This window comes from Ramlibacter algicola (genome assembly GCF_016641735.1).
Classification (GTDB): Bacteria; Pseudomonadota; Gammaproteobacteria; order Burkholderiales; family Burkholderiaceae_C; genus Ramlibacter; species Ramlibacter algicola.
On the sequence record NZ_JAEDAO010000001.1, the window covers coordinates 12,754 to 35,204 of the forward strand.

A 22,451-nucleotide genomic window follows, 5' to 3' on the forward strand; every position below is an offset into this window, starting at 1 on the left:
CCATGGATCGAGTCACCGGCCCGTTCGACGGGTACCACGTCGCCAGCTCCGCCAGTGAACTCAGCGGACGCTACCTCGGCTTCGCCAAGGTGTGCTGCAAGCGCCCGGCGAGCTTCTGGCTCGCGACCCTGTGCGAGGAACCCGGCTGCTGCGCCCATCTGTGCGGCGGCGGACTCTTCGACACGGCCGAAGCGGCGCTCGCCAGCGCCGAGCTGATGGCCCGGAACCACATCCGCGGCCGCAGCGGCGCCACGCTCGAGACCGTGCCCGCGCGCAACGACCGCGAGCCGGCCGACGCGCAGCTCGCCTAGGAGCTCTTCTTCGCCGCCGTCTTGCGTCCCGTGGACTTGCGGGGCGCCGACGACTTGCGCGCGGTCGTCTTGCGGGCGGTCGACTGCTTCGCGGTCGTCTTCTTCGCGGTCGTCTTGCGGGCGGGGGTCTTCCGGGCCGCCGCCTTGCGGGCCGGGGACTTGCGAGCCGCCGTCTTCCTGGCGGCGGTCTTCTTCGCCGGCGTCTTCCGTGCGGTGGTCTTCTTGGCCGTCGCCTTCTTCGCGGTGGTCTTGCCGGCGGTCGCCTTCTTCGCCGTGGTCTTCTTCGCCGTGGTCTTCTTCGCGGCGCCCTTCTTCGCCGGCACCTTGCCGCCTTCGCTGCGCGCCTCCGACAAGCCGATGGCGATCGCCTGCTTGCGGCTGGTGACCTTCTTGCCCGTGCTGCTGCGCAGTTGCCCGCGCTTCATCTCGTGCATCGTTTCCTCGACCTTCTCGTGCGACTTCCTGCCGTATCGCGCCATCGCTTGTCTCCTGTGGACTGGAAGCCCCGATCACACTTGGACGAGCTAAAGCCCCTTGCCAGAACACCGCCCATGGGGGCGTAGGCGCCAGTCGCGCACGGGACCGCAAGCCCGCGCGTGCATCCGCAAAATCGGCGCATGGGAATGCTCTACCTCGTGCGCCACGGCCAGGCCTCGCTCGGCGCCGACGACTACGACCAGCTCAGCGACCTCGGCGTGCGCCAGAGCGTTCGCCTGGGCGAGTACTTCGCCGCGCAGGGCCTGCGTTTCGATGCCGTGATCGCGGGGACCTTGCAACGCCACCTGCAAACACTGGACGGCATCCGGCGCGGGATGGGGTTCCCGGGCGAGCACCTCGCGTGGTCCGGCCTGAACGAGTACGACAGCGAAGCGGTGATCCGCGCAATCCATCCGGCCCAACTCGAGCGTCCCACCTCCGCCGAGGCCGCGCGGCAGCACTTCCGCCTACTGAGGCAGGGACTGGCCGCGTGGATCGACGGCACCACGCAGCCCGAGGGCATGCCGCCCTATCCGCAGTTCGTGCACGGCGTCACCAGCGCCCTCGACCACGTGCGCGCCAACCACTTCGGGAAGACCGTGCTGGTGGTCACCAGCGGCGGCCCGATTTCCACCGCCGTCGGGCATGTGCTCGGCACGCCGGCAGCGGCGACGATCGAACTGAACCTGCGCCTGCGCAACACGTCGGTCACCGAGCTGGCGTTCAACCCGAAGCGGCTGTCGCTCCACACGTTCAACACGCTGCCCCACATGGACGCGCCCGACCTGCGGGGCGACGTCACCTACGCTTGACCCCACCCGGCGGCCGCCCGGCGACCGCTGAGTAAACTTCCCCGCATGTCCTCTTCCAGCGCGCCAGTGAAGGGTTCGAGCGACTGGCAGGTGATCTGCCTGTGCGCCGCCTGGTGCGGCGTGTGCCGCGAATGGACGCCCGTCTTCGACGAGCTCGCGGCCACGCATCCGCAAGTGCGCTTCGCCTGGGTGGACATCGAGGACGAGGCCGACGCGATGGGCGACGTCGACGTGGAAACTTTTCCCACGTTGCTGGTCGCGCACGGCGACACCGTGCGTTTCTTCGGTCCCGTGCAACCATCCGCGGTGCAGGTCAAACGCCTGCTGGATAGCCTGATCGCCGCTCCGGAAGGGCGCGAAGCATCGTCCGAGGCCGGCGTGCTGCTCGATCGCCTGCGTGTTGAAGTGCTCCGAAAACGCTAGCAGCCGATACAGGCGTTGTCTGGATGTAACCCAGCAAGGCCCCTTCCTACAGTCACTCGGCTCGTGCACCTGACGAGGCCTTCTCGGCTTTGCCCTCCCAATGCCAAGCATGGTTGGCGCATCGGCCGCCATGCAACCCACCAAGCTTTTTCAGGAGTACCAGATGGCATCGAACAATCAGGGCAGCCAGGGCAAATCGAATCGCGGGTTCGCCTCGATGGATCCGGAACGTCAGCGCCAGATCGCCAGCGAAGGCGGGAAGGCCGCCCACGAGAAGGGCACGGCGCACGAGTTCACGTCCGAGGAAGCTCGCGAAGCCGGCCGCAAGGGCGGCATGGCACGCAGCGCGAATCGCAAGAAGGCCTCGCAGTAATCCAGCGGGCGTTGCGACAGGGGCCGCCGGCAGGCGGCCCTTTTTTTTCGTCAGCCCGGCTCGGGCCGGTCGACCAGCGTCGACAGCGGCAGCTGGTCGACTTCCTGCAGCAGCAGTGCGAGTTGCCGCCCTGCGGCGTCGAGGAGCGCACGCCCCTTCTCCGCCGTCGCGACGCTGGCATTGCCCGCAGCGCCCTGCGCGTTGTAGTCCTGCATCTGCCAACCGAGCTTCGCGCTCGTGCCGTTGCCCAGGATCGCGAACCTCGCCGCGCGGTCCTGCGAGGTCGAGCGGAAGTCCCGCGCCTGCGCCATGTCCACGTGCTGCGGGCGCGCGGCGAGCATCAGCGACGTCTCCATGTCGCCGGCGTGGATGCCGAATCGGTGCTCCTCGCGCGGGAAGCGGCCCATCACGTCATCGCCCAGCGGGAGGCCGTACCAGTTGGCCGAGACCACCAGCATCTCGCAGCGCGTGCGCAGGTCGCGCGCGACGATGTCCATCACGCTGACCTGGCCGCCGTGCGAGTTGAACAGCACCAGCTTGCGCACGCCCGCACGTGCCACCGACTCGCCGATCTCGGTCCACAGCCGGATCGTCGTCTCGGCCGACAACGTCAGCGTGCCGGGAAAGCGGATGTGCTCGTTGCTCTTGCCGATCGCCTGCGTGGGCAGGAACAGCACCGGCGCTTCCGGCGGCAGGAGCGGCAGGCTTGCCGCCACCACCGCATCGACGATCGTGGTGTCGACGCTGACCGGCAGGTGCGGCCCGTGCTGCTCGGTGGCCGCGACGGGCAGCACCGCGACGACGCGCGACGCGTCGAGCGCGGCGAAGTCGCGCGTGCTGAGGTCGGCCCAATAGCGGGAGCGGAGCGGCATGGGCGGATGGTAAGCGCTGGGCGGTCAGCCCGCGCGGCGAACCAGCTCCAGCACCGCTTGCGCGAACACGTCGGGCTTTTCCTGCGGCAGGTTGTGCCCGGCGCCTCGCACCACGCGGTGATCGCGCCAGCCGGTGAAGCGGTGCGCATGCGCCGACGCCGGTGACGGCGAGCGCACGCCGTCATCGGCGCCATCGAAGGTGATCGTCGGCACGGCGATCGCCGGCTGCGCGGCCAGGCGGCGCTCGATGTCCGCGTACGCCGGGTCGCCAGGGACGAGGTTGAAGCGGTGCCGGTACGACTGGATCACCACGTCGACGAAGTCCGGGTTGTCGAACGCGGCGGCGCTGCGCTCGAACGTCCCACCGTCGAAGCGCCAGGTCGGCGACCAGGTGTCCCACAGCAAGCGGCACAGCTCGCGCCGGTTGCGACGCAGCCCTTCGCGACCGCGCTCGGAATGGAAGTAGTACTGGTACCAGAGGCGCCGTTCGTTGTCGGGCCTGTCCGGTTCGAGCGAACGCGCGTGGTCGAAGATGTTGTAGTTGTTGTACGAGACCAGGCCCGTGCAACGCTCGGGCCAAAGCGCGGCGACGACGCAGCAGGCGCGCCCGCCCCAGTCGTAGCCGGCGAGCACGGCGCGCGGGATCGCCAGCGCATCGAGCAGCGCCAGCAGGTCCGCGCCGAGCGCGGCCTGCTCGCCCGAGCGCATCGTGTCCTCGCGCAGGAACCGCGTCGGCCCGTACCCGCGCAGGTAAGGCACGACCACCCGGCAACCGGCGCTGGCGAGGATCGGCACCACGTCCACGTACGAGTGGATGTCGTACGGAAAGCCATGCATCAGCACCACCGGCGGGCCGTCGGCCGGACCGGCTTCGTGGAACGCGACCGACAGGACGCCGGCGTCGATGGTCCGCAGGGGCTGCAAGGTGTCCATGGGGCCGCAGCGTGCCACAGGCGCGGCGCGGCCGCGGTGGCCCGCTCAGGCCGGGGCCAGCCGCGCCGGCGGCGTGGCAGCCGGCGAGCGCGGGAACAGCAGCAGGATGGCGGCCGCCGCGAGGCCGGCCATCATCGAGCCGATGTACAGCCATGCGTAGCTGCCGTAGCGGTCGTACAGCCAGCCGCCGGCGAACGGGCCGAGTGCCATGCCCAGGCTGGAGACCATCGATGCCGCGCCCAGCACGGTGCCCTGGATGCGCGGGCTGAACGCGTCGCGCGCGAGGGCTGCATACAGCGGCATCGTGCCGCCGTACGCCGCGCCGAACACGAGCGCCACCGCATAGAAGCCGCCCAGCTGGTCCACCGCGAGATAGGCCAATGCCGCCAGCCCTTGCACGACGAGCCCCGCGACCAGCACCGGCTTGGCGCCGTAGCGGTCGGCGAGCACGCCGAACAGCAAGCGCCCGCCCAGCCCGCCGACTCCTTCCATGCTGTAGATGGTGACGGCGGCCACCATCGGCAGGCCGCAGCCGATCGCATAGCTCACGGTGTGGAAGATCGGCCCCGAGTGCGCCGCGCAGCAGGCGAAGAAGGCGCCGGCCAGCACGAAGAAGGCGCGCGAGCGAAGCGCTTCGCGCGCCGTGTCCGGTGCAGGCTCGCCCAGCGTGGCCACGGGCGCGGCGGCGGCAGGCACGGAGCGGATGAACCGCACGAACGGCAACAGCACGACCCAGGTCGCGATGCCGATGCCCAGCAGCGTCAGGCGCCAGCCGTAGAGCGTGACCAGCCAGCCGGCCAGCGGCGACATCGTCATCGGGGCGACCCCCATCCCGGCCGACACCAGCGCGATGGCCAGCCCGCGCCGCTTCTCGAACGACACCGTGGTCGCCGCGATCACAGGCGCGAAGAACGCGCCCGCCGCCACGCCCATCAGCACCCCGAAGCTCACCTGGAACACGAGCAGGCTCTGCGCCTGGCTCGAGACGACCGCCGCCAGCCCGAGCAGCACGACCCCGGCGGCGACCACCGGACGCGGCCCGTAGCGATCGCTGAGCGTGCCCCAGCCAAAGCCGGCGAAGCCCATGCTCAGGAAGGCCAGCGTCATCGCGACCGAGATGCCGGCGCGCGACCAGCCCGTGTCCGCGCCCATCGGGTCCAGGAACACGGCCAGCGAGAACACGACGCCGATGGCGACGCAGGTCATCAGGGCACCGGCGGCGACGAGCGGCCAGTTGCGGTCGAGGACGGGAACGGGGGCAGGACGCATGGCGATGTCTCCAAGGGTGACATGGCCACGACGAACGAGCCAGCCCGGAATCGACAGGCCGGGCCCGTTCCAGGCGGCAACGCGGCGGGAGATTGTCACAAGCCCGCCTTGCAAGCTGGGTCCCGGCGCCGATCATGGGTGCATCCATGTGCCGAAGGAGGCTGCCATGTGCCACCTCGCCAGTCACCGCGCGTCGCCCGCCAGCAACGCCACCGAAACGGCCGGTGCGCCGTCGTCGAGCGGCCTGCGGCCGCGCTGGGTTGCCGGCGCCGTCGCGGTCGCCATCGCCGGGCTGGCGACGGCCGCGCTGCTGGACCGGGACACGCCACGCAGTGCGCCGCTGGCGGAGACGTCTTCGGTCGGAGCGACCGCAGCGACGGCGACCCCGTTGGTCCCGGTCTCGGAGCCACCGATGCGCGGCGCCCTGCTGCCGGACGACGACGTGCCCACCACGACCGGCTCCAGCAAGCCCATGCTGGGCCACTGCGACCACGGCGCCTGACCCGGCCCGGGCGAAGCGTCAGCCGCGCAGCAGGTGCCGCGCCGCCTGCGCGACGTGCGCGGCGTCGACGCCGAAGAAGCCACGCAGCGCCGCACGCGTGTCGCTGCGGCCGAAGCCATCGGTGCCCAGCGTCAGGTAGCGGCGCCCTTCCGGCAGGAAAGCTCGGATCGCTTCCGGCACCGCCCGCACGTAGTCGCTGGCGGCGACGATCGGACTCTTCGTTCCCGCAAGCAGTTCATGCAGGTACGGCGTGCCGTGCGCCTCGCCGCGCATCGCACGCTGCTCCGCATGCAGGCCGTCGCGCGCCAGCTCGCTCCAGCTGGTGATGCTCAGGACTTCCGCCGTGATGCCGTCGGCCGCCAGCGCCCGCGCCGCCTGCACGGCCTCGGTGAGGATGGCGCCGGACCCGAGCAGCGTCACCTTCGGCGCGCCTTCGCCGTACACGGCGAAGCGGTAACCGCCGCGCACCACGCCGCGCGCCGCGCCTTCGGGCAGGTCCGGCTGCGCGTAGTTCTCGTTCATCAACGTCAGGTAGTAGAAGACGTCGTTCTGGTCCACCAGCATTTCGCGCATGCCGTGGTCCAGCAGGACCGCGAGTTCGCCCGCGAACGCCGGGTCGTAGGCCTTGCAGTTCGGGATCGTCGCCGCGACCAGGTGGCTGCTGCCGTCCTGGTGCTGCAAGCCCTCGCCGCCCAGCGTCGTGCGGCCCGACGTCGCGCCCAGCAGGAAGCCGCGCGCGCGCTGGTCGGCCGCCGCCCAGATCGCGTCGCCCACCCGCTGGAAGCCGAACATCGAGTAGTAGATGTAGAACGGCAGCATCGGGACACCGTGCACGCTGTAGCTGGTGGCCGCGGCCGTCCAGCTGGCGATGGCGCCGGCTTCGCTGATGCCTTCTTCGAGGATCTGGCCGTCGAGCGCTTCGCGGTACGACAGCACCGAGCCGATGTCCTCCGGGTCGTACAGCTGCCCCGCGCTGGAATAGATGCCCACCTGCTTGAACAGGTTGGCCATGCCGAAGGTGCGCGCCTCGTCGGCCACGATCGGCACGATGCGCGGGCCCAGCTGCTTGTCCTTCAGCAGGTTGCCCAGCAGGCGCACGAACGCCATCGTGGTGGACATCTCCTTGCCGGCCGCCTGCAGCGCGAACTGCGCGTAACTGGCGAGATCCGGCACCGGCAACTGCGGCGCCTTGGTCTCGCGACGCGGCATGGAGCCGCCGAGCGCGCGGCGGCGCTCGTGCAGGTAGCGCATCTCCGCGCTGTCGTCCGCCGGCTTGAAGAAATCGAGGTTGGTCGCCTGCGCGTCGGAGATCGGCAGGTTGAAGCGGTTGCGGAATTCCAGCAGCGCCGCCTCGTCCAGCTTCTTCTGGCTGTGCGTGGTCATCCGGCCCTGGCCCGCCGTGCCCATGCCGTAGCCCTTCTTGGTGTGGGCCAGGATCACTACCGGCTGCCCCTGGTGCCGCGCGGCGACGTGGTAAGCCGCGTGGATCTTCACCAGGTCGTGGCCACCGCGCTTCAGGCGATCGATCTGCTCGTCGGTCATGCCCTGCGCCAGCCGCGCGAGCTCCTCGTTCTGGCCGAAGAAGTTGTCGCGGTTGAAGCGGCCGTCCTTGGCCGCGAACGTCTGCATCTGGCCGTCGACGGTGTGCGCGAACGCCTTGACCAGCGCGCCGGTGAGGTCACGCGCGAACAGGCCGTCCCAGTCGCTGCCCCACAGCAGCTTGACCACGTGCCAGCCGGCGCCGCGGAACAGCTTTTCCAGCTCGTCGACGATGCGACCGTTGCCGCGCACCGGGCCGTCGAGCCGCTGCAGGTTGCAGTTGACCACCCACACCAGGTTGTCCAGCTTCTCGCGCGAGGCGAGCGTCAGCGCGCTCATGCTCTCGGGCTCGTCCATCTCGCCGTCGCCGAACACGCCCCACACCTTGCGGCCGGTGCAATCGAGCAATTGCCGGTGCGTGAGGTAGCGCATGAAGCGCGCGTGGTAGATCGAGCTGATCGGCCCGATGCCCATCGAGCCGGTCGGGAACTGCCAGAAGTCAGGCATCAGCCAGGGATGCGGGTACGACGACAGGCCGCGCGCGCCACGCTGCGGCGCCGTGATCTCCTGGCGGTAGTGCGCGAGGTCCGCTTCGCTCAACCGGCCCTCGAGGAAGGCACGCGCGTAGACGCCCGGGGCGCTGTGCGGCTGGAAGAACACCAGGTCGCCGCCGTGCTGCTCGCTCTTCGCGTGGAAAAAGTGGTTGAAGCCGACCTCGAACAGGTCGGCCGCGCTGGCGTAGCTCGCGATGTGCCCGCCCAGCTCGCCGTACGCGCCATTCGCCTTCGCCACCATCGCCAGCGCGTTCCAGCGCATCAGCGACGCCAGGCGCTCCTCGATCGCCAGGTCACCCGGGAATGGCGGCTGCTGCTCGACCGGGATCGTGTTGACGTACGGCGTGACCAGCTCGGGCGACCACCCCACCTGCGGCGTGCGCGCCATCGCGGCCAGCTGGTCGAGGATGAAGCGAGCGCGCTCCGGGCCTTCGCTGGTGATCAGCGCGCTGAGCGCCTCGCGCCACTCGGCCGTTTCCGCCGGGTCGGTGTCGGTGCCGGGCGTCAGGAGGAAGCGGGTGATGCTCTGGTCGGTCATGGGGGAACTGTAGGCCCAACGCGCGCCGCCGGGCCAGGCAGGGGGCTTGCGGACCAGCCCGGCGCGGATCAGGAGCCGGCCAGGGCCACCGCCTCGACCTCGACCTGCAGGCCGAAGTGCAGCGGCCCGACGGGGACCACCGCGCGTGCAGGCCGGGATTCGCCGGCCCAGCGCGCGTAGATGGTGTTGAACTCCGGCCAGTGGGCCATGTCGTCGACATACACGCGCACCTGGACCAGCCGGGGCACGCCGCTGCCGGCCGCCTCCAGCGCGATGCGCACGTTGGCCAGCACCTGCTCGGCCTGGCGGGCGAACGGCGCCCCGGTCAGCTTCTCGCCGTCGGGGGTGATCGGCAATTGCCCGGACACGAACACCAGGCCGCCGGCGACCACCGCGTGGCTGTAGTGCCCGCCCGGCCGCGCCATGGCGTCGGGGTCCAGCCGGACGATCGGGTCTTCGGCCATCTCACCACCCCGCGAAGCGCGGCCAGCGCGCCAAGGTGCCGTCCGGCTGCACGGCGACGTACTCGGGAAACTGCGCTCCGGTGGCGCAGGCATGGTTGGGGCGCACCAGGAGTTGCGTGCCCACCGGAAAGCGCTCGGCGACCGAGCTCCCGGCGCCGCCTGTGCAGGACACGATGCCGTGCTCCTGGTTGGCGCCCGTCATCAGGCAGCCGTCGATGACATCGCCGGTGGCCGTGCAGACCTGCCCGTAGCCGTAGTCATGGCGCTGGCGCTGGGTGCCGCGGTCGCGGCTCATGGCCATCCAGCCGGCATCCACGATGGTCCACCCCTTCTCGGCCTGGTGCCCGATCACGGTGGTGAGCACGCCCAGCGCGATGTCCGCGGGCGAGCAGATGCCCACGTTGGCCATCACCAGGTCCTGGAACACGTACACGCCCGCCCGCACCTCGGTCACCCCTTGCAGCGACTGCGCCGACAGCGCCGTCGGCGTCGAGCCGACGGAAACGTTCGGGCACGGGAAGCCCTCGTCGCGCAGGCGCTGCGCGGCGCGCACGCAGCCGGCCCGCTCCTGCTCGGCCATCGCTTGCAGCGCGGCTTCGGTGTCCAGTTCGTAGCTGGATCCGGCATGCGTGAGCACGCCGCCCAGGGCACTGCCGCCCTCGACGATGGCACGGGCGACCTCCAACAACGCAGCCCCCTCGGGCGCGATGCCGGAGCGGTGGCCGTCGCAGTCGATCTCGATCCAGGCCTCGAAACGGTGGCCGTGCGCGGCACCGAACCGCCCCAGCGCGGTCGCGGCCGCGGCGTTGTCCGTGATGAGCTTCAAGTCGCAGCCGCGCTCGCGCAGCGCGCGCGCCTGCGCGAACTTGTTGGGCGCGATGCCCACCGCGTACAGGATGTCGTCGAAGCCGGCGGCGAAGAATTCCTCGGCTTCCTTGAGGGTCGACACCGTGATGCCGCGCGCGCCGGCGTCGCGCTGCCGGCGCGCGACGTCGACGCACTTGCTCGTTTTCACGTGCGGCCGGAAGCGCACGCCCAGGGCGTCCATCCGCGCCTGCATGCGCGCGATGTTGCGCTGCATGCGCGCCACGTCCACGAGTGCGCAAGGCGTCGCGAGGTCCTGCAAGGAAGTCATGCTGCTTTCGGTCCGTCGGCGCTGGGCGCCACGACGCCATTGTCACGCAGGCCTCACTCCTCCTTCACCCGGTACTGCGCCGCCAGTTGCGCCTGCACGTCCGGCGGCACCGCCTCGTAGTGGCTGAACGCCAGCGTGTAGCGGCCCTGGCCGCCGGTGAGCGCATTCAGCCGGGACTGGTAGCTCGCCAGCTCGGACAGCGGCGCCAGCGCCAGCACGGTCAGCGCCCCATCGGCACCGGAGTTCGTGCCGCTCACCTGCGCGCGGCGCGACGCCAGGTCGCCGGTGATGGCGCCGGTGGCGTCCATGGGCGCGCCGATTTCCACGTGGACGATCGGTTCCAGCACGCAGGGCCGCGCCGCCTGCACGGCCGCGATGAGCGCCTTGCGGCCGGCGGTCACGAACGCGACCTCCTTGCTGTCGACCGGATGGTGCTTGCCGTCGTAGACGGTGACCTTCAGGTCCACCACCGGGTAACCGGCCAGCACGCCTTCGTCCATGGCCTGCCGCACGCCCTTCTCCACCGCGGGCATGAAGCTGCCGGGAATGGCGCCGCCGCGGACCGCGTCGACGAACTCGTAGCCGGCTCCCCGTGGCAAGGGCTCGATGCGCAGGAACACCTCGCCGAACTGGCCGGCGCCGCCAGTCTGCTTCTTGTGCCGGTGGTGGCCCTCCGCCGGCGCGGTGACGGTCTCGCGGTAGGGGATGCGAGGCGGCCGCGTCTGCACCGGGCAGCCGTGCACGTCGGTCAACCGGTCCAGCAGCGCGGCCAGGTGCAATTCGCCGAGGCCGTAGACCACCGTCTCGTGGCTGCCGGGCGGGTGCTCGATGCGCAGGCAGGGGTCCTCGCTCACCAGCTTTTGCAGGAGGTCGTGCAGCCGGCGCTCGTCGCCGCGACGCGCCGGCTCGATCGCCAGGCCGTGCACCGGGACCGGAAAGGGCAGCGGTTGCTGCAGGCGGATGTTCGCGTCCTCGGCCGCGTCGTGCAGCACCGCGCCGAAGTCCAGCTCCTCCACCTTCGCGACCGCGCACAGGTCACCGGGCACCGCGCGCGACACCTCGGCCAGCTTGCCGCCCTGCAGGGCGAACAGGTGCCCGACCTTGAACGGGCGGCGGCCATCGCCGACGTACAGCTGGCTGTCGCGCGTGATCGTGCCCTGGTGCACGCGCAGCACGCCCAGCTTGCCGACGTAAGGGTCCTGCGCGATCTTGAACACGTGCGCGAGCACGTGGCGCCGAGGATCCGCGGCCACCTGCACCGGCCGCGCGGCCGCGCCCTCGCCATCGACGAACGCCGGCGGGTTGCTTTCGCTGGGATCGGGCAGCAGCCGCTCGATGATGTCCAGCAACTCGGGCACGCCGGCGCCCGTGCGCGCGGACACGAAGCAGACCGGCACCAGGTGGCCTTCGCGCAGCGCCTGCTCCAGCGGCGCATGCAATTCGGCCGGGTCGACGTCGCCGTCCTCGAGATAGCGCTCGACAAAGCCCGCGTCGACCTCCACCACCTGCTCCACCAGCGCGCGATGCGCCTGCTCCACCGACGAGAAATCCGCGCCTTCGCCGGTGCGCGACCAGAAGCAGTCGAGCACGCGCTCGCCGCCGGCGGCAGGCAGGTTGACCGGCAGGCACTCCTTGCCCAGGGCCTCGCGGATCTCCTCGACGAGCGCCTGCAGGTCGGCGCCCTGGGCATCGATCTTGTTGACCACCACGATGCGGTCGCGGCCCAGCTGGGCGGCCCACTCCATCATGCGCAGCGCCGCCGGCTCGAGGCCGGTCGCGGCGCTGACGACGATCGCCGCCGTTTCCACCGCGCCCAGCGCGGGCAGCGACTGGCCGAGCAGGTCCGGCGCGCCGGGCGTGTCGATGAAGTGGGTGGTGATGCCGCGGTGCTCGACGTGCAGCACGCTGCTGTGCAGCGAGCGCTGGTAGCGCTTTTCCAGCGGGTCGCCATCCGACACCGTGCTGCCCTTCTCCACCGATCCCGGTGCGCCGATCGCACCGGCGGCGGCCAGCAAGGCTTCGGCCACGCTCGTCTTGCCCGCGCCGCTGGGGCCCACGAGGGCCAGGGTGCGCCGGTTGCCGACCAGGGGATCTGCCGCCATGGACTGTCTCCTTTCGCGGCGCAGGAAGACGTCAGCGAGCGGGCGCCAGCCGCCACACCGCGTTGCCGACGTCGTCGGCCACCAGCACTCCACCTTGGCGATCGAGCTCGACGCCGACCGGACGTCCCCACGCTTTTCCGTCGGGGCTCACGAACCCCGTGAGCACGTCGATCGGCGTGCCCTGCGGCTTGCCGTTCGCGAACGGCACGAACACAAGCTTGTAGCCAGACAGCGGCCGGCGGTTCCAGGACCCGTGCTCGCCGATGAAGGCGCCGCTGGTGAACGGCGCGGGCAGCTTGCCGTCGGCGAACGCGAGGCCCAGGGGCGCGACGTGGTTGCCCAGCGCGTAGTCGGGTGCGATGGTCTTCGCCACCATCTCCGGCCGCGGCGGCTGCACGCGGTCGTCGACGTGCTGGCCCCAGTACGCCCACGGCCAGCCGTAGAACGCACCGTCCTTCACCGACGTCAGGTAGTCGGGCACGAGGTCGCTGCCCAGTTCGTCGCGCTCGTTGGCGACGGTCCACAGCGCGCCGCTCGCGGGTTCCCACGCCAGGCCGTTCGGGTTGCGCAGGCCGCCGGCGAACAGGCGCTTGGCGCCGGTCGCGGCGTCCACTTCCCAGATCGCCGCGCGGCCTTCTTCCGCTTCCAGCCCGTTCTCGCCGACGTTGCTGTTCGACCCCACGGTGACGTACAGCTTGCGGCCGTCCCGCGAGGCGAGCAGGTTCTTGGTCCAGTGGTGGTTGATGCCGGCGGGCAGCTCGGTCACCTTCCGCGGCGCGGCGGTGATGCGCGTGTCGCCGGCCTTGTACGGCACGCGCACGATCGCATCCGCGTTGGCGACGTACAGCCAGTCACCGACCAGCGCCATGCCAAAAGGGGAGTGCAGTCCCTCCAGCAGCACGCTGCGCGTTTCGGCGACGCCGTCGCCATCCGCATCGCGCAGCAAGGTGATGCGATCGGCGCTGGGCACGCCGGCGCCGGCGCGCTTCATCACGAACTTCATCGCCCACGCGCGCAGGCCGCCTCGTTCCTTCTCCTTCGGCGGCTGCGGCTTGTTGCTCTCGGCCACCAGCACGTCGCCGTTGGGCAGCACGTGCAGCCAGCGCGGATGGTCGAGGCCGCGAGCGAGCGCCGTCACGCGCCATCCGGCAGGTGCGACCGGCTGCGCATTGACAGGCCAGCCCTCGGCGGGCGCGATGTGCACCGTGGGGATCCAGCTGCGCGTGGGTGCGGGCAGTTCCGGCGCGGGACCGACCTGTTTCGATTCCGGGAGGCGCGACATCTCGCCGCAACCGGCGAGCGCCACAGAGGCCAGGAGGGAAGCGATCAGCGTGCGCATCGAGGCAGTCTGGCGCAAGTCCCTGCCCCGCGGGGGCACAGGGGAAAAACGCGACAATCCCGGGATGACGCAGGACCTCTTCCGTGACGACGGCTACCTGCGGGAGTGCGCCGCCACCGTGGTCGCGGTCACGCCCGAAGGCGTCGTGCTCGATCGCACGGTGTTCTACCCGCTGGGCGGCGGGCAGGCCGGCGACAGCGGCGTGCTCGCGCTCGCCGATGGGCATGAAGTGCTTGTCGCCGACACGCGCAAGGCCAAGGATGCGGAAGGCCGCCCCACCGCGGACATCCTGCACGTGCCCGCGCCCGGCCAGGACGGGTTGCTGGCGCAGTTGCACCCCGGCACGAACGTCACCGCGCGCATCGATTGGGAGCGCCGCCACAAGCTGATGCGCTTCCACACCGCGACGCACCTGCTGTGCCACCTGGTGCCGCAGCTGGTCAACGGCTGCTCCATCACGCCCGCGTACGCGCGGCTGGACTTCAACATGACCGATCCCCTCGACAAGGACCAGCTCACCAGCGGCATCGCCCGGCTGGTCGGTGAAGCGCATCCGGTCGTGATCGCTTCGATCAGCGACGAAGAGCTCGACGCCAACCCGTCGCTGGTCAAGAGCATGTCCGTGCAGCCGCCGCGCGGCACCGGCCGCGTGCGCACCATCCGCGTCGGCGACGGCACGCTGGTCGACTACCAGCCCTGCGGCGGCACCCACGTGGCGAACACTTCCGAGATCGGCTCGGTCGTGGTCACCAAGATCGAGAAGAAATCGGCCACCACCCGACGGGTGGTGCTGGGCTTTGCCTGAACGGCGGAACCCCGGCCCGCGCCCCCAGCTCAACATTCCGTGATGTCCGTGTTCCTGCGTTCCCTGTTCCTGGCCTGCCTCGTCGCCGGCCCCCTCTCCTCGTTCGCGCAGGTCTCGTCCGCCGGCAGCGTCGTCGCCAGTGAACGCGTGCGCGCGGAACTGGTGGCACATGCGCCGGAAGGCGTCGCGCCCGGCAAGCCGGTGTGGGTGGGCCTGCAACTGGCGCACCAGCCGGGCTGGCACACGTACTGGAAGAACTCGGGCGACTCGGGCCTGCCGACCACGGTGCAGTGGAAGCTGCCGGCGGGGGTCACCGCCGGCGACATCGCCTGGCCGGTGCCGAAGAAGATTCCCGTCGGCACGCTGGCGAACTACGGCTACGAAGGCACCGTGCTGCTGCCGGTGCCGTTGACGATCGCGCCGGACTTCAAGCCTTCGCCGTTCGGCGGCGGCGACCTCGAGGTCAAGCTCCAGGCCAACTGGCTGGTGTGCAAGAAGGAATGCATCCCGGAGGAAGGCGAGTTCGCGCTCAAGCTGCCCTTGCGCAGCACCACCGCGATGCACGCGGCGGACTTCCAGGCGGCTTTCGACGCCAACCCGAAGCCGGTCGTGCAGGGCACGGCGGGCGCCATCCCCGACAGCGTCGCGAAGGTCACGGCCAAGGGCATCGACGTCGAGGTGCAGGGCCTCCCGGTCGCGCTGCGCGGCCAGCATCTCGAGTTCTTCCCGGAGACGCCGGAGATCGTCGAACCCGCCGGTGCGTGGACGCAGGCCTGGAAGGGCGCCGTGTGGACCGCGCACGTGCCGTATTCCGGCCAGCGTTCCACCACCCCCGGCGTACTGCCGGTGGTCCTCGTGCAAGGCGACAAAGGCTGGCGCGTGGACCTGAAGGTGGCGGGCACCTGGCCGCCCGCGCCGGTCACGGCGACCGCCGTCTCGCCCGCGTTGCAGGACGCGTTGAAGGCGAACGCGGCGCAGCAGCCGGCCACTGCACCGATCGGTCTCGCCGCCGCGCTGCTTGGCGCCCTGCTGGGCGGACTGATCCTGAACCTGATGCCCTGCGTGTTCCCGGTCCTCGCGATCAAGGTGGTGGGCTTCGCGCAGCATGCGGACGACCGCCGCACGCACCGCATCGCAGGCTTCGCGTACACGGCCGGCGTCGTCGTGTCCTTCCTGCTGCTGGCCACCGTGCTGCTGGCGCTGCGCGCCGGCGGCGAGCAGCTGGGCTGGGGCTTCCAGTTGCAGTCGCCCGCGGTCGTCGCGGCGCTCGCCGCGCTGTTCACGCTGATCGCGCTGAATTTCGCCGGCGTGTTCGAGGTCGGCTCGATGCTGCCCTCGTCGCTGGCGTCGATGGAAGTGAAGCACCCGGCCGGCAACGCTTTCCTCTCCGGCGTGCTCGCCGTCGCCATCGCATCGCCCTGCACCGCGCCCTTCATGGGCGCCTCGCTGGGGCTGGCGGCGACGCTGCCCGCCGCGCAGGCGCTGCTGCTGTTCGGCGTGCTCGGCCTCGGCATGGCGCTGCCCTACCTGGCCGCGAGCCTGGTGCCGGCGGTCGCGCGCCTGTTGCCACGCCCGGGCGCGTGGATGGACGTGTTCCGCCGCCTGATGGCGTTCCCGATGTTCGCCACCGTCGCCTGGCTGGTGTGGGTGATCGGGCAGCAGAGCGGCATCGACGGTGCCGGCGCGCTGCTGGTGCTGCTGGTGGCGCTGGCCCTGCTGGTGTGGACCCTCACGTTGCGCGGCCGCGCTCGCACCCTCCTGGGCGCTGCTTCGCTCGCCGTCCTGGTGGCCGCCGCGTGGGGTGTCGGCCCGCTGGTCGTGCAGCCGGCGCAGGCCGCGACGACCGCCCGCGCCGACGGCGACTGGCAACCCTGGTCGCAGTCCAAGGTGCAGCAGCTGGTGGGCGCCGGGCAGCCGGTGTTCGTCGACTTCACCGCCGCCTGGTGCGTCACCTGCCAGGTGAACAAGAAAACCACGCTGACGCACCCGCAGGTGCTGGCCGACCTGAAGCAACGCAACGTCGCGCTGCTGCGCGCCGACTGGACGCGGCGCGATCCGGCGATCACCAGTGCACTGTCGGCACTGGGCCGCAACGGCGTGCCGGTGTACGTGCTGTACCAGCAGGGCAAGCCGCCGGTGGTGCTGTCCGAGCTGCTCGGCGTCGACGAAGTGCGCGACGCCGTGCGCAAGCTCTGAGGCGCGTCAGCGGTCTTCGCGGGCGCGCCACCACTTGCGGCGTTCCGACAGCCGCTCGAACGGGAACACCGCTCCCAGCGTCGACGAGCCGATGCTGCCGATCGAGCGCCAGGCCTCGATCGCGAACTCCTGCATGATCTGCCGCTCGCTGACCTCGTGCCCTTCGTTCACGCGCGAAAGCGCGTGCAGCACGTACAACCCCAGCGCCGCCGCGATGGCGAACACGAACTCCCAGTGCTTGAAGGTGAGGATCGAGAGCTCGTGCGCGGTCCACGGCGTGCTGAAGCGGATCACCGCCGACAGCTTGGCCAGCTTGAACAGCTGCGCGAGCGTGCCGGCCGCGATCGGCGCAATGCCGCCGGCCACGGCCGACACCAGCCCGATCGCCGCGAGGTAGGTCGTGCCCTCTCCCCGCGGCGCGAGCTTGAGGCCGAGGTTGCCGGTCGCCAACCCGATGCCACCCGAGGCGACGCCCATCACGATGTGCAGCAGGTACAGGATGGCCAGCTGCGAGCGGGGACCGGGCGCGTTGTCGACGAAGCACAGCGCGAGCAGGCAGGCGAAGTACGCGGGCAGCGCCACCGCCAGCACCGCCTTGTTGGTCAGGCGGTCCGACAGGCGGCCCCACAGGTACAGCGTGAGCGCATTCGCGAACTGCATCGACACCCACAGCGTCGTCACGGTGCCGACGGGGTACTCCAGCTGGTCGATGAGGAACACGGTGAAGAACGGCGCCGCCAGGTTGGACGCCACGATCCACGAGCCCAGGAAGACCAGCAGCCGACGGAAGTTGTGGTCGCGGAACGGCGCCCGCATGCGCTCGCGCATCGGCCGCCGCGGGCCGGCATCGCGCATCTGCGGCTCCGGGGCGCGCGCCACGAAGCTGGAACTCGCGAACCCCGCCAGCCCCGCGATGGCGAAACAGGTGGCGTAGGCCAGCGCCGTGCGATTCGGCGGGATGTGGTCCAGCAGCGCGCCAGCCGCAAGAGTGCCCACGCACGCAACGGTGGTGCCCCAGAACAGCCGGCGTGCGAAGAAGCTGCCGAGCGAGGCCTGCGGGATCAGCTCGTGCATCCACGAGTTCATGGCGCAGCCACCGACCGCGACGAAGGCGCAGATGGCGATCTCCGCCGCGACGAGGGCCGACAGCGCCAGGTTGCCCGGCAGGAAGGGCAGCGCCGCCATCGCGAACACGAGCACGCGGGCCGCCGTGTTCGCCCCGAAGGCGAGCAGCTTGCGCCGGCGCTGCCGCTCGATCAGCACCGTGGCCGGCAGTTGCAGCGCCTGGGTGAAGAACGGGATCGCGGCCAGCAGGCCGATGACGATCGGCGTCGCGCCGATGGACAGCGCGAACGCGGTGAGGATGACGCCGCCGCAGAACGCACTGGACAGGCTGGCCCACGCGAGGTCACGCACGAGCGCCTGTTGCCCGGCCTCCAGTTCCGCGGCCGAGATGTCGGAAACGGGTTGCAGCATCAGCAGCGCGGCACGCGAGGCGCGGGACGGTCGAGGCAGGACGGACGTGGCTGGGAGTGCTCGGGCATGGGCTCTGGTTCTACCAAGCGCATGCGCCGCACCATGTCGGCCTGGGCCGCATCTGCCGCTCAGGCAGCCAGGCTGCGCAACCAGCGCTCGAAGTCGGCGAGTTCGGCCTCCGTGGGCCGGCCGCGCAGCACCAGCGCTCCATGCAGCAGGCCGCGAAAACCCGCCTTCGGGTAGTAGCGCGTGAAGCCGGCGCCAAGCAGCAGTTGCGAGAACGCGGCCGGCTCGAAGTGCTGCTGCGCGGTGGCCACCGATTGCCCGTCGACGCGCAACTGCTGGCCCGCCGGGCCGCTGACCAGCGTGAGCACCACGGGCTTGCCGGGCTCGAGCGCATGCGGCGCCGTCAGCGCGGTCTCGCGGCCCGTCGCGTCGACGAAGCGCGCCCGCGGCTTGCCGTCCTCCAGCACCAATTCGCTGGCATGTCCTTCTTCCGCCGTCGACGCCTGCAGCACGATGCCGGTCGAACCCGGCGCGCCGGCGCGCACCACGGCCATCAACACATGCTCGTCCTGCAGGCCGAACGGCACGGCCGGTGCGGGCCGCGACCGCACGCCGGCCTGCACGGCACCGGTGCGGCACCACAGGCCGAAGCCTTTCTCGCCGCCGCACTCGATCGCGGGCTTGCCGTCAGCGACACGCAGCACCGGCGGCTTCCAGCCGACGTCGGGCATCTCGTCGGTCGCGAGGGCATGCAGCATCGCGAGCCGCCCGGTGCCGCTGTCCGCCACCGCGCGCACGGGCTGGCCGTCGCGCGCGGGGACGCCTTGGACGTAGTCCGTGAATGCGTGCCCCATGGCCCACGCGCTTCCCTGGTGGCGGTTCAGCAGTGCCTGCACGGCGGCGGGCCGCTGGCCAGGTGTCGCGTCGACCTTCGAAGTCTTGGCAGACCGGCTTGCAGCCGCCTGCATCGCAGTGATCGCTGCGGGGATCACCGTGCCTTGCGCCGACCAGCCCGGCGCGACCTGCAACGGATGCCCGCGCACCGGCCAGTGGTTGCCCGACAGCCACGTCATCACCTCCACGCCGTTGCGCACCGCGTAGGCCATCGTGCGGTCGAACAGCGGCCGCCAGCGCTCGTCGTCCACCGGCAGGCCGACCTCGGTCAACGCGAGCCGCACCTTGTGCTGCTGTGCCCAGCGCACCGCCGGCTCAAGCCGCCGCTGGCCCACGTCCTCGTCGATCGCACGGCGGCTGAACCTGCCGCCCGCTCGCTTGCCCGACTCGGCGTCGAAGTCGAACGCATGGCCGCTGCTGGTCGCATCGAGGTACAGGTGCACTTCGTACACGAGGTTCTCGCCCTGCAGCGGGAACCCCGGGTTCCTGTCGGCGAGGCTGGCCGCCGCGCTCCAGCCGTTGCCGCCGACGTAGATCGGGACGTTGCGCTCGACCTCGCGGATCGCCTGGACCGCCGCACGCGCGAACGCCGGCCAGATCGCGAGGTCCTCGCCGCCGCCGTCGGTGGGCTCGGTGCCGCCGGGCGCCGGCATGTCGTGCGGCTCGTTCATCAGCCCCCAGCCAGCGAGGCCCGGATGGTCCTTCCACCGCTGCGCGGCGCGCCGCCAGAAGTCTGCGAAGTGCGCGGGGGCCAACGTCGCACCCGGCGCGAGCGCGAAGATGCGTTCACGGATCGCGTTCGGGTCCTCGCTGTACGCGCGGTGCAACGGCGTCGGCCCGGGCTTCAACCCCGGCACGCTGCCGTCGGCCGCGTAGCGGAAGTCGCGGTAGCGGCCGTAGTTGTGCAGGTCCAGGATGCAGGTCGCACCGGCGGCGGCATGTGCGTCCAGCACGTTGGTGATCAGCTGCGCGTAGCCGGCGTGGAACTCGCCCGGCTCGCCCACCAGCTTGCGCGCGTCGCCGTTCGGGCGGCTGTCGTGCAGCACCGGCTGCAGCATCTCCCACGAGATCGGCAGCCGGTTCTTGCGCAAGCCCTGCGACGCGAACCACGCGATCTCCGCCTTGCGTGGCGGCGCATAGTTCACCAGCGGCATCGTGCCGGCCGTGCGGCGCAGGATCGGCTGCGTCCACTCCAGCCCCGACAGGTTGGTGCCCAGCACCGCGGGGCCCGCGGCCTGCGCCTCGCCTTCCTTCCACAGGCAGCCGCCCAGCGCCGACACCGCCCAGGCGGCGCCCGCCGCCTCGAGGACATGGCGGCGTCGCAGCAGGGCGCGCAGGAGGCGTTGATCGTCCATGCGGGCACCTTAGGCTGGACCGTGAGGCGCCCCGGTAGGACTCCCCCGCTGCGTGGTGGCCCGATGGAGGGGCTTGCGTACACTGGGGCGCATGAGTTCCATCAGCGACCTGCGCCGCATCCTGGGCACCTGCCGGACCATCGCCGTGGTCGGGTTGTCGCCGCAGTGGCATCGGCCGAGCTTCTTCGCGGCCAAGTACATGCAGGCTCACGGCTATCGCATCGTCCCCGTGAACCCATCCGCGACCGAAATCCTGGGCGAACGCTGCTTCCCGTCGGTGTCCGAAGCGGCCCGCCAGTTGGCTTCGCAAGGCGTGAAGATCGACATGGTCGACTGCTTCCGCCGCAGCGACGACATCGCGCCCATCGCCGACGAGGCCATCGCGACCGGCGCGCGCTGCCTGTGGCTGCAGCTGGGCGTCATCAACGAAGCCGCGGCGACGAAAGCGCGCGATGCCGGACTGGACGTCGTGATGGACCGCTGCGTGAAGATCGAACACGCGCGCCTGTTCGGCGGCCTGAACTGGGCCGGCGTCAACACGCGCGTGATCTCGTCCCGGCGCCCCCAGCAACTGCCTTACTGACATGGCACAAGACCACGACTACGGCTTCGGCACGCGGGCCATCCACGCGGGCGCGACGCCCGACCCGGTGACGGGCGCGCGGGCGACGCCGATCCACCAGACAACCTCGTTCGTGTTCGACTCCGCCGAGCACGCCGCGAGCCTGTTCAACCTGCAGACCTTCGGCAACGTCTACAGCCGCATCAGCAACCCCACCGTGGCCGTGCTCGAGGAACGCGTCGCGTCGCTGGAAGGCGGCCGCGCGGCGCTGGCGTGCGCCACCGGCATGGCGGCGCAGATGACCGCGCTGCTCGCGATCCTGAAGGCCGGCGACCACATCGTTGCGTCGTCGACGCTGTACGGCGGCACCGTGGGCCAGCTGGGCATCGGCTTCTCGCGCCTGGGCATCGAGACCACCTTCGTCGACCCGTCCGACCCCGACAACTTCCGCCGCGCGATGCGCCCCACCACGCGCGCGGTGTACGGCGAGACGCTGGGCAATCCACGCGTGAACGTGTTCGACATCGAGCCGGTCGCCGCCATCGCGCATGAGCACGGCGTGCCGCTGGTGATCGACAACACGGTGGCGAGCCCGTACCTGTGCAACCCGTTCGCTTTCGGCGCCGACATCGTCGTGCACAGCGCGACCAAGTACCTCGGCGGCCACGGCACGACGATGGCCGGCGTCGTCGTCGAGTCCGGCAAGTTCGACTGGGGGTCGCAGCTGTCGCGCGACAAATTCCCCGAGATGCTGGAGCCCAGCCGCGCGTACCACGGCGTCAAGTTCTACGAGACCTTCGGGGACTTCGGCTACACGATGAAGGCGCGCATGGAGGTCAATCGCACCTTCGGCGGCTCGCTGTCGCCGTTGAACGCGTGGCTGATCCTGCAGGGCATCGAGACGCTGCACCTGCGCATGCAGGCGCATTGCCGCAACACCTTGCGCGTGGCGCAGTTCCTCAGCGAGCACCCGCTCGTCGCATGGGTCAACTATCCCGGGCTGGCCAGTTCGTCCGACCACGAGCTGGCGAAGAAGCAGTTCCGCGCCATCGACGGCGTGCCCGGCTGCTCGGGCATCCTCACCTTCGGCATCAAGGCGAACGATGCGGCACGCGCGGGTGAGCGCTTCATCGACGCCTGCGAATTCCTGAGCCACCTGGCGAACATCGGCGATGCCAAGACGCTGGTGATCCATCCTGCCTCGACCACGCACCGGCAACTGGACGAAGCCGAGCTGGCCCGCGCGGGCGTCGGCCCCGACATGGTCCGCCTGTCCGTGGGCATCGAAGACGTCGACGACATCCTCTGGGACATCGACCAGGCGCTGCGCCGCGCGGTGTAGTGGGGAAAAAGTTCAACGCAGAGGCTGTCTCTGCGATCTGCTAGCTCTGCGATCTCTGCGTTGGATAGCTCTTTCCCGCTGCTGAGACACCAAAGACACAACAAGTCACCGCACGGCGTAAGGCGCCCTCCGACACGGGCGCAGGCACTTGCAGCCACACCGTGTGCGCGCA

20 protein-coding genes are annotated in these 22,451 nt (G+C 70.7%); 9 read left to right on the forward strand and 11 right to left on the reverse strand.

All coding sequences use genetic code 11. The annotated features are described in order from the left end of the window. Positions 1 to 2 precede the first annotated feature (2 nt). Positions 3 to 311: a hypothetical protein gene (locus tag I8E28_RS00055; RefSeq protein ID WP_200785814.1), complete on the forward strand. Its 309-nt coding sequence runs from the start codon at positions 3 to 5 to the stop codon at positions 309 to 311. Here the strand turns inward: I8E28_RS00055 and I8E28_RS00060 are convergent. After that, a complete protein-coding gene (locus I8E28_RS00060) occupies positions 308 to 790 on the reverse strand; it encodes a DUF6496 domain-containing protein (RefSeq protein ID WP_200785815.1) in 483 nt (160 codons plus the stop codon). The two genes, I8E28_RS00055 and I8E28_RS00060, sit on opposite strands and share 4 nt — an antisense overlap. A gap of 138 nt (positions 791 to 928) precedes the next feature. On the opposite strand from I8E28_RS00060, the gene I8E28_RS00065 reads away from it, so the two are divergent. The 3 genes from I8E28_RS00065 (at position 929) to I8E28_RS00075 (ending at position 2,396) form a co-directional block, all read left to right on the forward strand. Further along, positions 929 to 1,600 carry a histidine phosphatase family protein gene (locus tag I8E28_RS00065; RefSeq protein ID WP_200785816.1) on the forward strand — a complete coding sequence of 224 codons (672 nt, stop codon included), beginning with the start codon at positions 929 to 931 and terminating at the stop codon, positions 1,598 to 1,600. A 45-nt stretch (positions 1,601 to 1,645) separates the two neighbouring features. Continuing rightward, positions 1,646 to 2,023 carry a thioredoxin family protein gene (locus I8E28_RS00070; RefSeq protein ID WP_200785817.1) on the forward strand — a complete coding sequence of 126 codons (378 nt, stop codon included), beginning with the start codon at positions 1,646 to 1,648 and terminating at the stop codon, positions 2,021 to 2,023. 163 nt (positions 2,024 to 2,186) lie between these two features. Continuing rightward, entirely contained in the window at positions 2,187 to 2,396 is a 210-nt protein-coding gene (locus I8E28_RS00075) for a KGG domain-containing protein (protein WP_200790149.1), read from the forward strand. A 50-nt stretch (positions 2,397 to 2,446) separates the two neighbouring features. Here I8E28_RS00075 and I8E28_RS00080 read toward each other — a convergent pair whose 3' ends face one another. From I8E28_RS00080 to I8E28_RS00090, 3 genes are read right to left on the reverse strand one after another with little or no spacing between them, the layout of a single operon-like run. Continuing rightward, a complete protein-coding gene (locus I8E28_RS00080) occupies positions 2,447 to 3,268 on the reverse strand; it encodes a creatininase family protein (protein WP_200785818.1) in 822 nt (273 codons plus the stop codon). Between the two features lie 24 nt (positions 3,269 to 3,292). After that, positions 3,293 to 4,201: an alpha/beta fold hydrolase gene (locus I8E28_RS00085; protein WP_200785819.1), complete on the reverse strand. Its 909-nt coding sequence runs from the start codon at positions 4,199 to 4,201 to the stop codon at positions 3,293 to 3,295. A 45-nt stretch (positions 4,202 to 4,246) separates the two neighbouring features. Further along, positions 4,247 to 5,470 (reverse strand): MFS transporter, encoded by a 1,224-nt coding sequence (locus tag I8E28_RS00090; RefSeq protein WP_200785820.1) that lies wholly within the window; start codon positions 5,468 to 5,470, stop codon positions 4,247 to 4,249. 166 nt (positions 5,471 to 5,636) lie between these two features. Between I8E28_RS00090 and I8E28_RS00095 the strand changes: the two genes are divergently transcribed. Continuing rightward, positions 5,637 to 5,972: a hypothetical protein gene (locus I8E28_RS00095; protein ID WP_200785821.1), complete on the forward strand. Its 336-nt coding sequence runs from the start codon at positions 5,637 to 5,639 to the stop codon at positions 5,970 to 5,972. An 18-nt stretch (positions 5,973 to 5,990) separates the two neighbouring features. Here I8E28_RS00095 and mdeB read toward each other — a convergent pair whose 3' ends face one another. From mdeB to I8E28_RS00120, 5 genes are all read right to left on the reverse strand, one after another. Further along, entirely contained in the window at positions 5,991 to 8,603 is a 2,613-nt protein-coding gene (gene mdeB, locus I8E28_RS00100; protein ID WP_200785822.1) for an alpha-ketoglutarate dehydrogenase, read from the reverse strand. Positions 8,604 to 8,671: 68 nt separating this feature from the next. Then, on the reverse strand, positions 8,672 to 9,067 hold the full coding sequence (locus I8E28_RS00105) for a RidA family protein (protein ID WP_200785823.1): 396 nt from the start codon (positions 9,065 to 9,067) through the stop codon (positions 8,672 to 8,674). A 1-nt stretch (position 9,068) separates the two neighbouring features. Continuing rightward, positions 9,069 to 10,202, reverse strand: coding sequence for a DSD1 family PLP-dependent enzyme (locus tag I8E28_RS00110; RefSeq protein WP_200785824.1), 1,134 nt, complete (start codon positions 10,200 to 10,202; stop codon positions 9,069 to 9,071). 53 nt (positions 10,203 to 10,255) lie between these two features. After that, positions 10,256 to 12,304: an elongation factor G gene (gene fusA, locus I8E28_RS00115; protein WP_200785825.1), complete on the reverse strand. Its 2,049-nt coding sequence runs from the start codon at positions 12,302 to 12,304 to the stop codon at positions 10,256 to 10,258. Positions 12,305 to 12,335: 31 nt separating this feature from the next. Continuing rightward, positions 12,336 to 13,643 (reverse strand): PQQ-dependent sugar dehydrogenase, encoded by a 1,308-nt coding sequence (locus tag I8E28_RS00120; protein ID WP_200785826.1) that lies wholly within the window; start codon positions 13,641 to 13,643, stop codon positions 12,336 to 12,338. Between the two features lie 64 nt (positions 13,644 to 13,707). Here I8E28_RS00120 and I8E28_RS00125 point away from each other — a divergent pair, with 64 nt between their 5' ends. Then, positions 13,708 to 14,448 carry an alanyl-tRNA editing protein gene (locus I8E28_RS00125; RefSeq protein ID WP_200785827.1) on the forward strand — a complete coding sequence of 247 codons (741 nt, stop codon included), beginning with the start codon at positions 13,708 to 13,710 and terminating at the stop codon, positions 14,446 to 14,448. A gap of 42 nt (positions 14,449 to 14,490) precedes the next feature. Beyond that, positions 14,491 to 16,644 carry a protein-disulfide reductase DsbD family protein gene (locus tag I8E28_RS00130; protein WP_200785828.1) on the forward strand — a complete coding sequence of 718 codons (2,154 nt, stop codon included), beginning with the start codon at positions 14,491 to 14,493 and terminating at the stop codon, positions 16,642 to 16,644. Positions 16,645 to 16,650: 6 nt separating this feature from the next. Here I8E28_RS00130 and I8E28_RS00135 read toward each other — a convergent pair whose 3' ends face one another. Together I8E28_RS00135 and I8E28_RS00140 are read right to left on the reverse strand one after the other, a co-directional pair. Further along, the gene (locus tag I8E28_RS00135; RefSeq protein ID WP_200785829.1) at positions 16,651 to 18,120 is read right to left on the reverse strand and encodes an MFS transporter; all 1,470 of its coding nucleotides are present in this window, start codon (positions 18,118 to 18,120) and stop codon (positions 16,651 to 16,653) included. 128 nt (positions 18,121 to 18,248) lie between these two features. Continuing rightward, positions 18,249 to 20,375 (reverse strand): glycoside hydrolase family 5 protein, encoded by a 2,127-nt coding sequence (locus I8E28_RS00140; RefSeq protein ID WP_200785830.1) that lies wholly within the window; start codon positions 20,373 to 20,375, stop codon positions 18,249 to 18,251. Between the two features lie 91 nt (positions 20,376 to 20,466). Between I8E28_RS00140 and I8E28_RS00145 the strand changes: the two genes are divergently transcribed. Both I8E28_RS00145 and I8E28_RS00150 read left to right on the forward strand, forming a co-directional pair. Beyond that, positions 20,467 to 20,958 carry a CoA-binding protein gene (locus tag I8E28_RS00145; RefSeq protein WP_200785831.1) on the forward strand — a complete coding sequence of 164 codons (492 nt, stop codon included), beginning with the start codon at positions 20,467 to 20,469 and terminating at the stop codon, positions 20,956 to 20,958. A gap of 1 nt (position 20,959) precedes the next feature. Then, the gene (locus I8E28_RS00150) at positions 20,960 to 22,279 is read left to right on the forward strand and encodes an O-acetylhomoserine aminocarboxypropyltransferase/cysteine synthase family protein (protein WP_200785832.1); all 1,320 of its coding nucleotides are present in this window, start codon (positions 20,960 to 20,962) and stop codon (positions 22,277 to 22,279) included. Positions 22,280 to 22,451: the final 172 nt, after the last annotated feature.

Excerpts from the sequence above, each read along its gene's own strand:
- I8E28_RS00055 (WP_200785814.1), top strand. The coding sequence starts at position 3 with ATGGATCGAGTCACCGGCCCGTTCGACGGGTACCACGTCGCCAGCTCC.
- I8E28_RS00060 (WP_200785815.1), bottom strand. The coding sequence starts at position 790 with ATGGCGCGATACGGCAGGAAGTCGCACGAGAAGGTCGAGGAAACGATG.
- I8E28_RS00065 (WP_200785816.1), top strand. The coding sequence starts at position 929 with ATGGGAATGCTCTACCTCGTGCGCCACGGCCAGGCCTCGCTCGGCGCC.
- I8E28_RS00070 (WP_200785817.1), top strand. The coding sequence starts at position 1,646 with ATGTCCTCTTCCAGCGCGCCAGTGAAGGGTTCGAGCGACTGGCAGGTG.
- I8E28_RS00075 (WP_200790149.1), top strand. The coding sequence starts at position 2,187 with ATGGCATCGAACAATCAGGGCAGCCAGGGCAAATCGAATCGCGGGTTC.
- I8E28_RS00080 (WP_200785818.1), bottom strand. The coding sequence starts at position 3,268 with ATGCCGCTCCGCTCCCGCTATTGGGCCGACCTCAGCACGCGCGACTTC.
- I8E28_RS00085 (WP_200785819.1), bottom strand. The coding sequence starts at position 4,201 with ATGGACACCTTGCAGCCCCTGCGGACCATCGACGCCGGCGTCCTGTCG.
- I8E28_RS00090 (WP_200785820.1), bottom strand. The coding sequence starts at position 5,470 with ATGCGTCCTGCCCCCGTTCCCGTCCTCGACCGCAACTGGCCGCTCGTC.
- I8E28_RS00095 (WP_200785821.1), top strand. The coding sequence starts at position 5,637 with ATGTGCCACCTCGCCAGTCACCGCGCGTCGCCCGCCAGCAACGCCACC.
- mdeB (WP_200785822.1), bottom strand. The coding sequence starts at position 8,603 with ATGACCGACCAGAGCATCACCCGCTTCCTCCTGACGCCCGGCACCGAC.
- I8E28_RS00105 (WP_200785823.1), bottom strand. The coding sequence starts at position 9,067 with ATGGCCGAAGACCCGATCGTCCGGCTGGACCCCGACGCCATGGCGCGG.
- I8E28_RS00110 (WP_200785824.1), bottom strand. The coding sequence starts at position 10,202 with ATGACTTCCTTGCAGGACCTCGCGACGCCTTGCGCACTCGTGGACGTG.
- fusA (WP_200785825.1), bottom strand. The coding sequence starts at position 12,304 with ATGGCGGCAGATCCCCTGGTCGGCAACCGGCGCACCCTGGCCCTCGTG.
- I8E28_RS00120 (WP_200785826.1), bottom strand. The coding sequence starts at position 13,643 with ATGCGCACGCTGATCGCTTCCCTCCTGGCCTCTGTGGCGCTCGCCGGT.
- I8E28_RS00125 (WP_200785827.1), top strand. The coding sequence starts at position 13,708 with ATGACGCAGGACCTCTTCCGTGACGACGGCTACCTGCGGGAGTGCGCC.
- I8E28_RS00130 (WP_200785828.1), top strand. The coding sequence starts at position 14,491 with ATGTCCGTGTTCCTGCGTTCCCTGTTCCTGGCCTGCCTCGTCGCCGGC.
- I8E28_RS00135 (WP_200785829.1), bottom strand. The coding sequence starts at position 18,120 with ATGCTGCAACCCGTTTCCGACATCTCGGCCGCGGAACTGGAGGCCGGG.
- I8E28_RS00140 (WP_200785830.1), bottom strand. The coding sequence starts at position 20,375 with ATGGACGATCAACGCCTCCTGCGCGCCCTGCTGCGACGCCGCCATGTC.
- I8E28_RS00145 (WP_200785831.1), top strand. The coding sequence starts at position 20,467 with ATGAGTTCCATCAGCGACCTGCGCCGCATCCTGGGCACCTGCCGGACC.
- I8E28_RS00150 (WP_200785832.1), top strand. The coding sequence starts at position 20,960 with ATGGCACAAGACCACGACTACGGCTTCGGCACGCGGGCCATCCACGCG.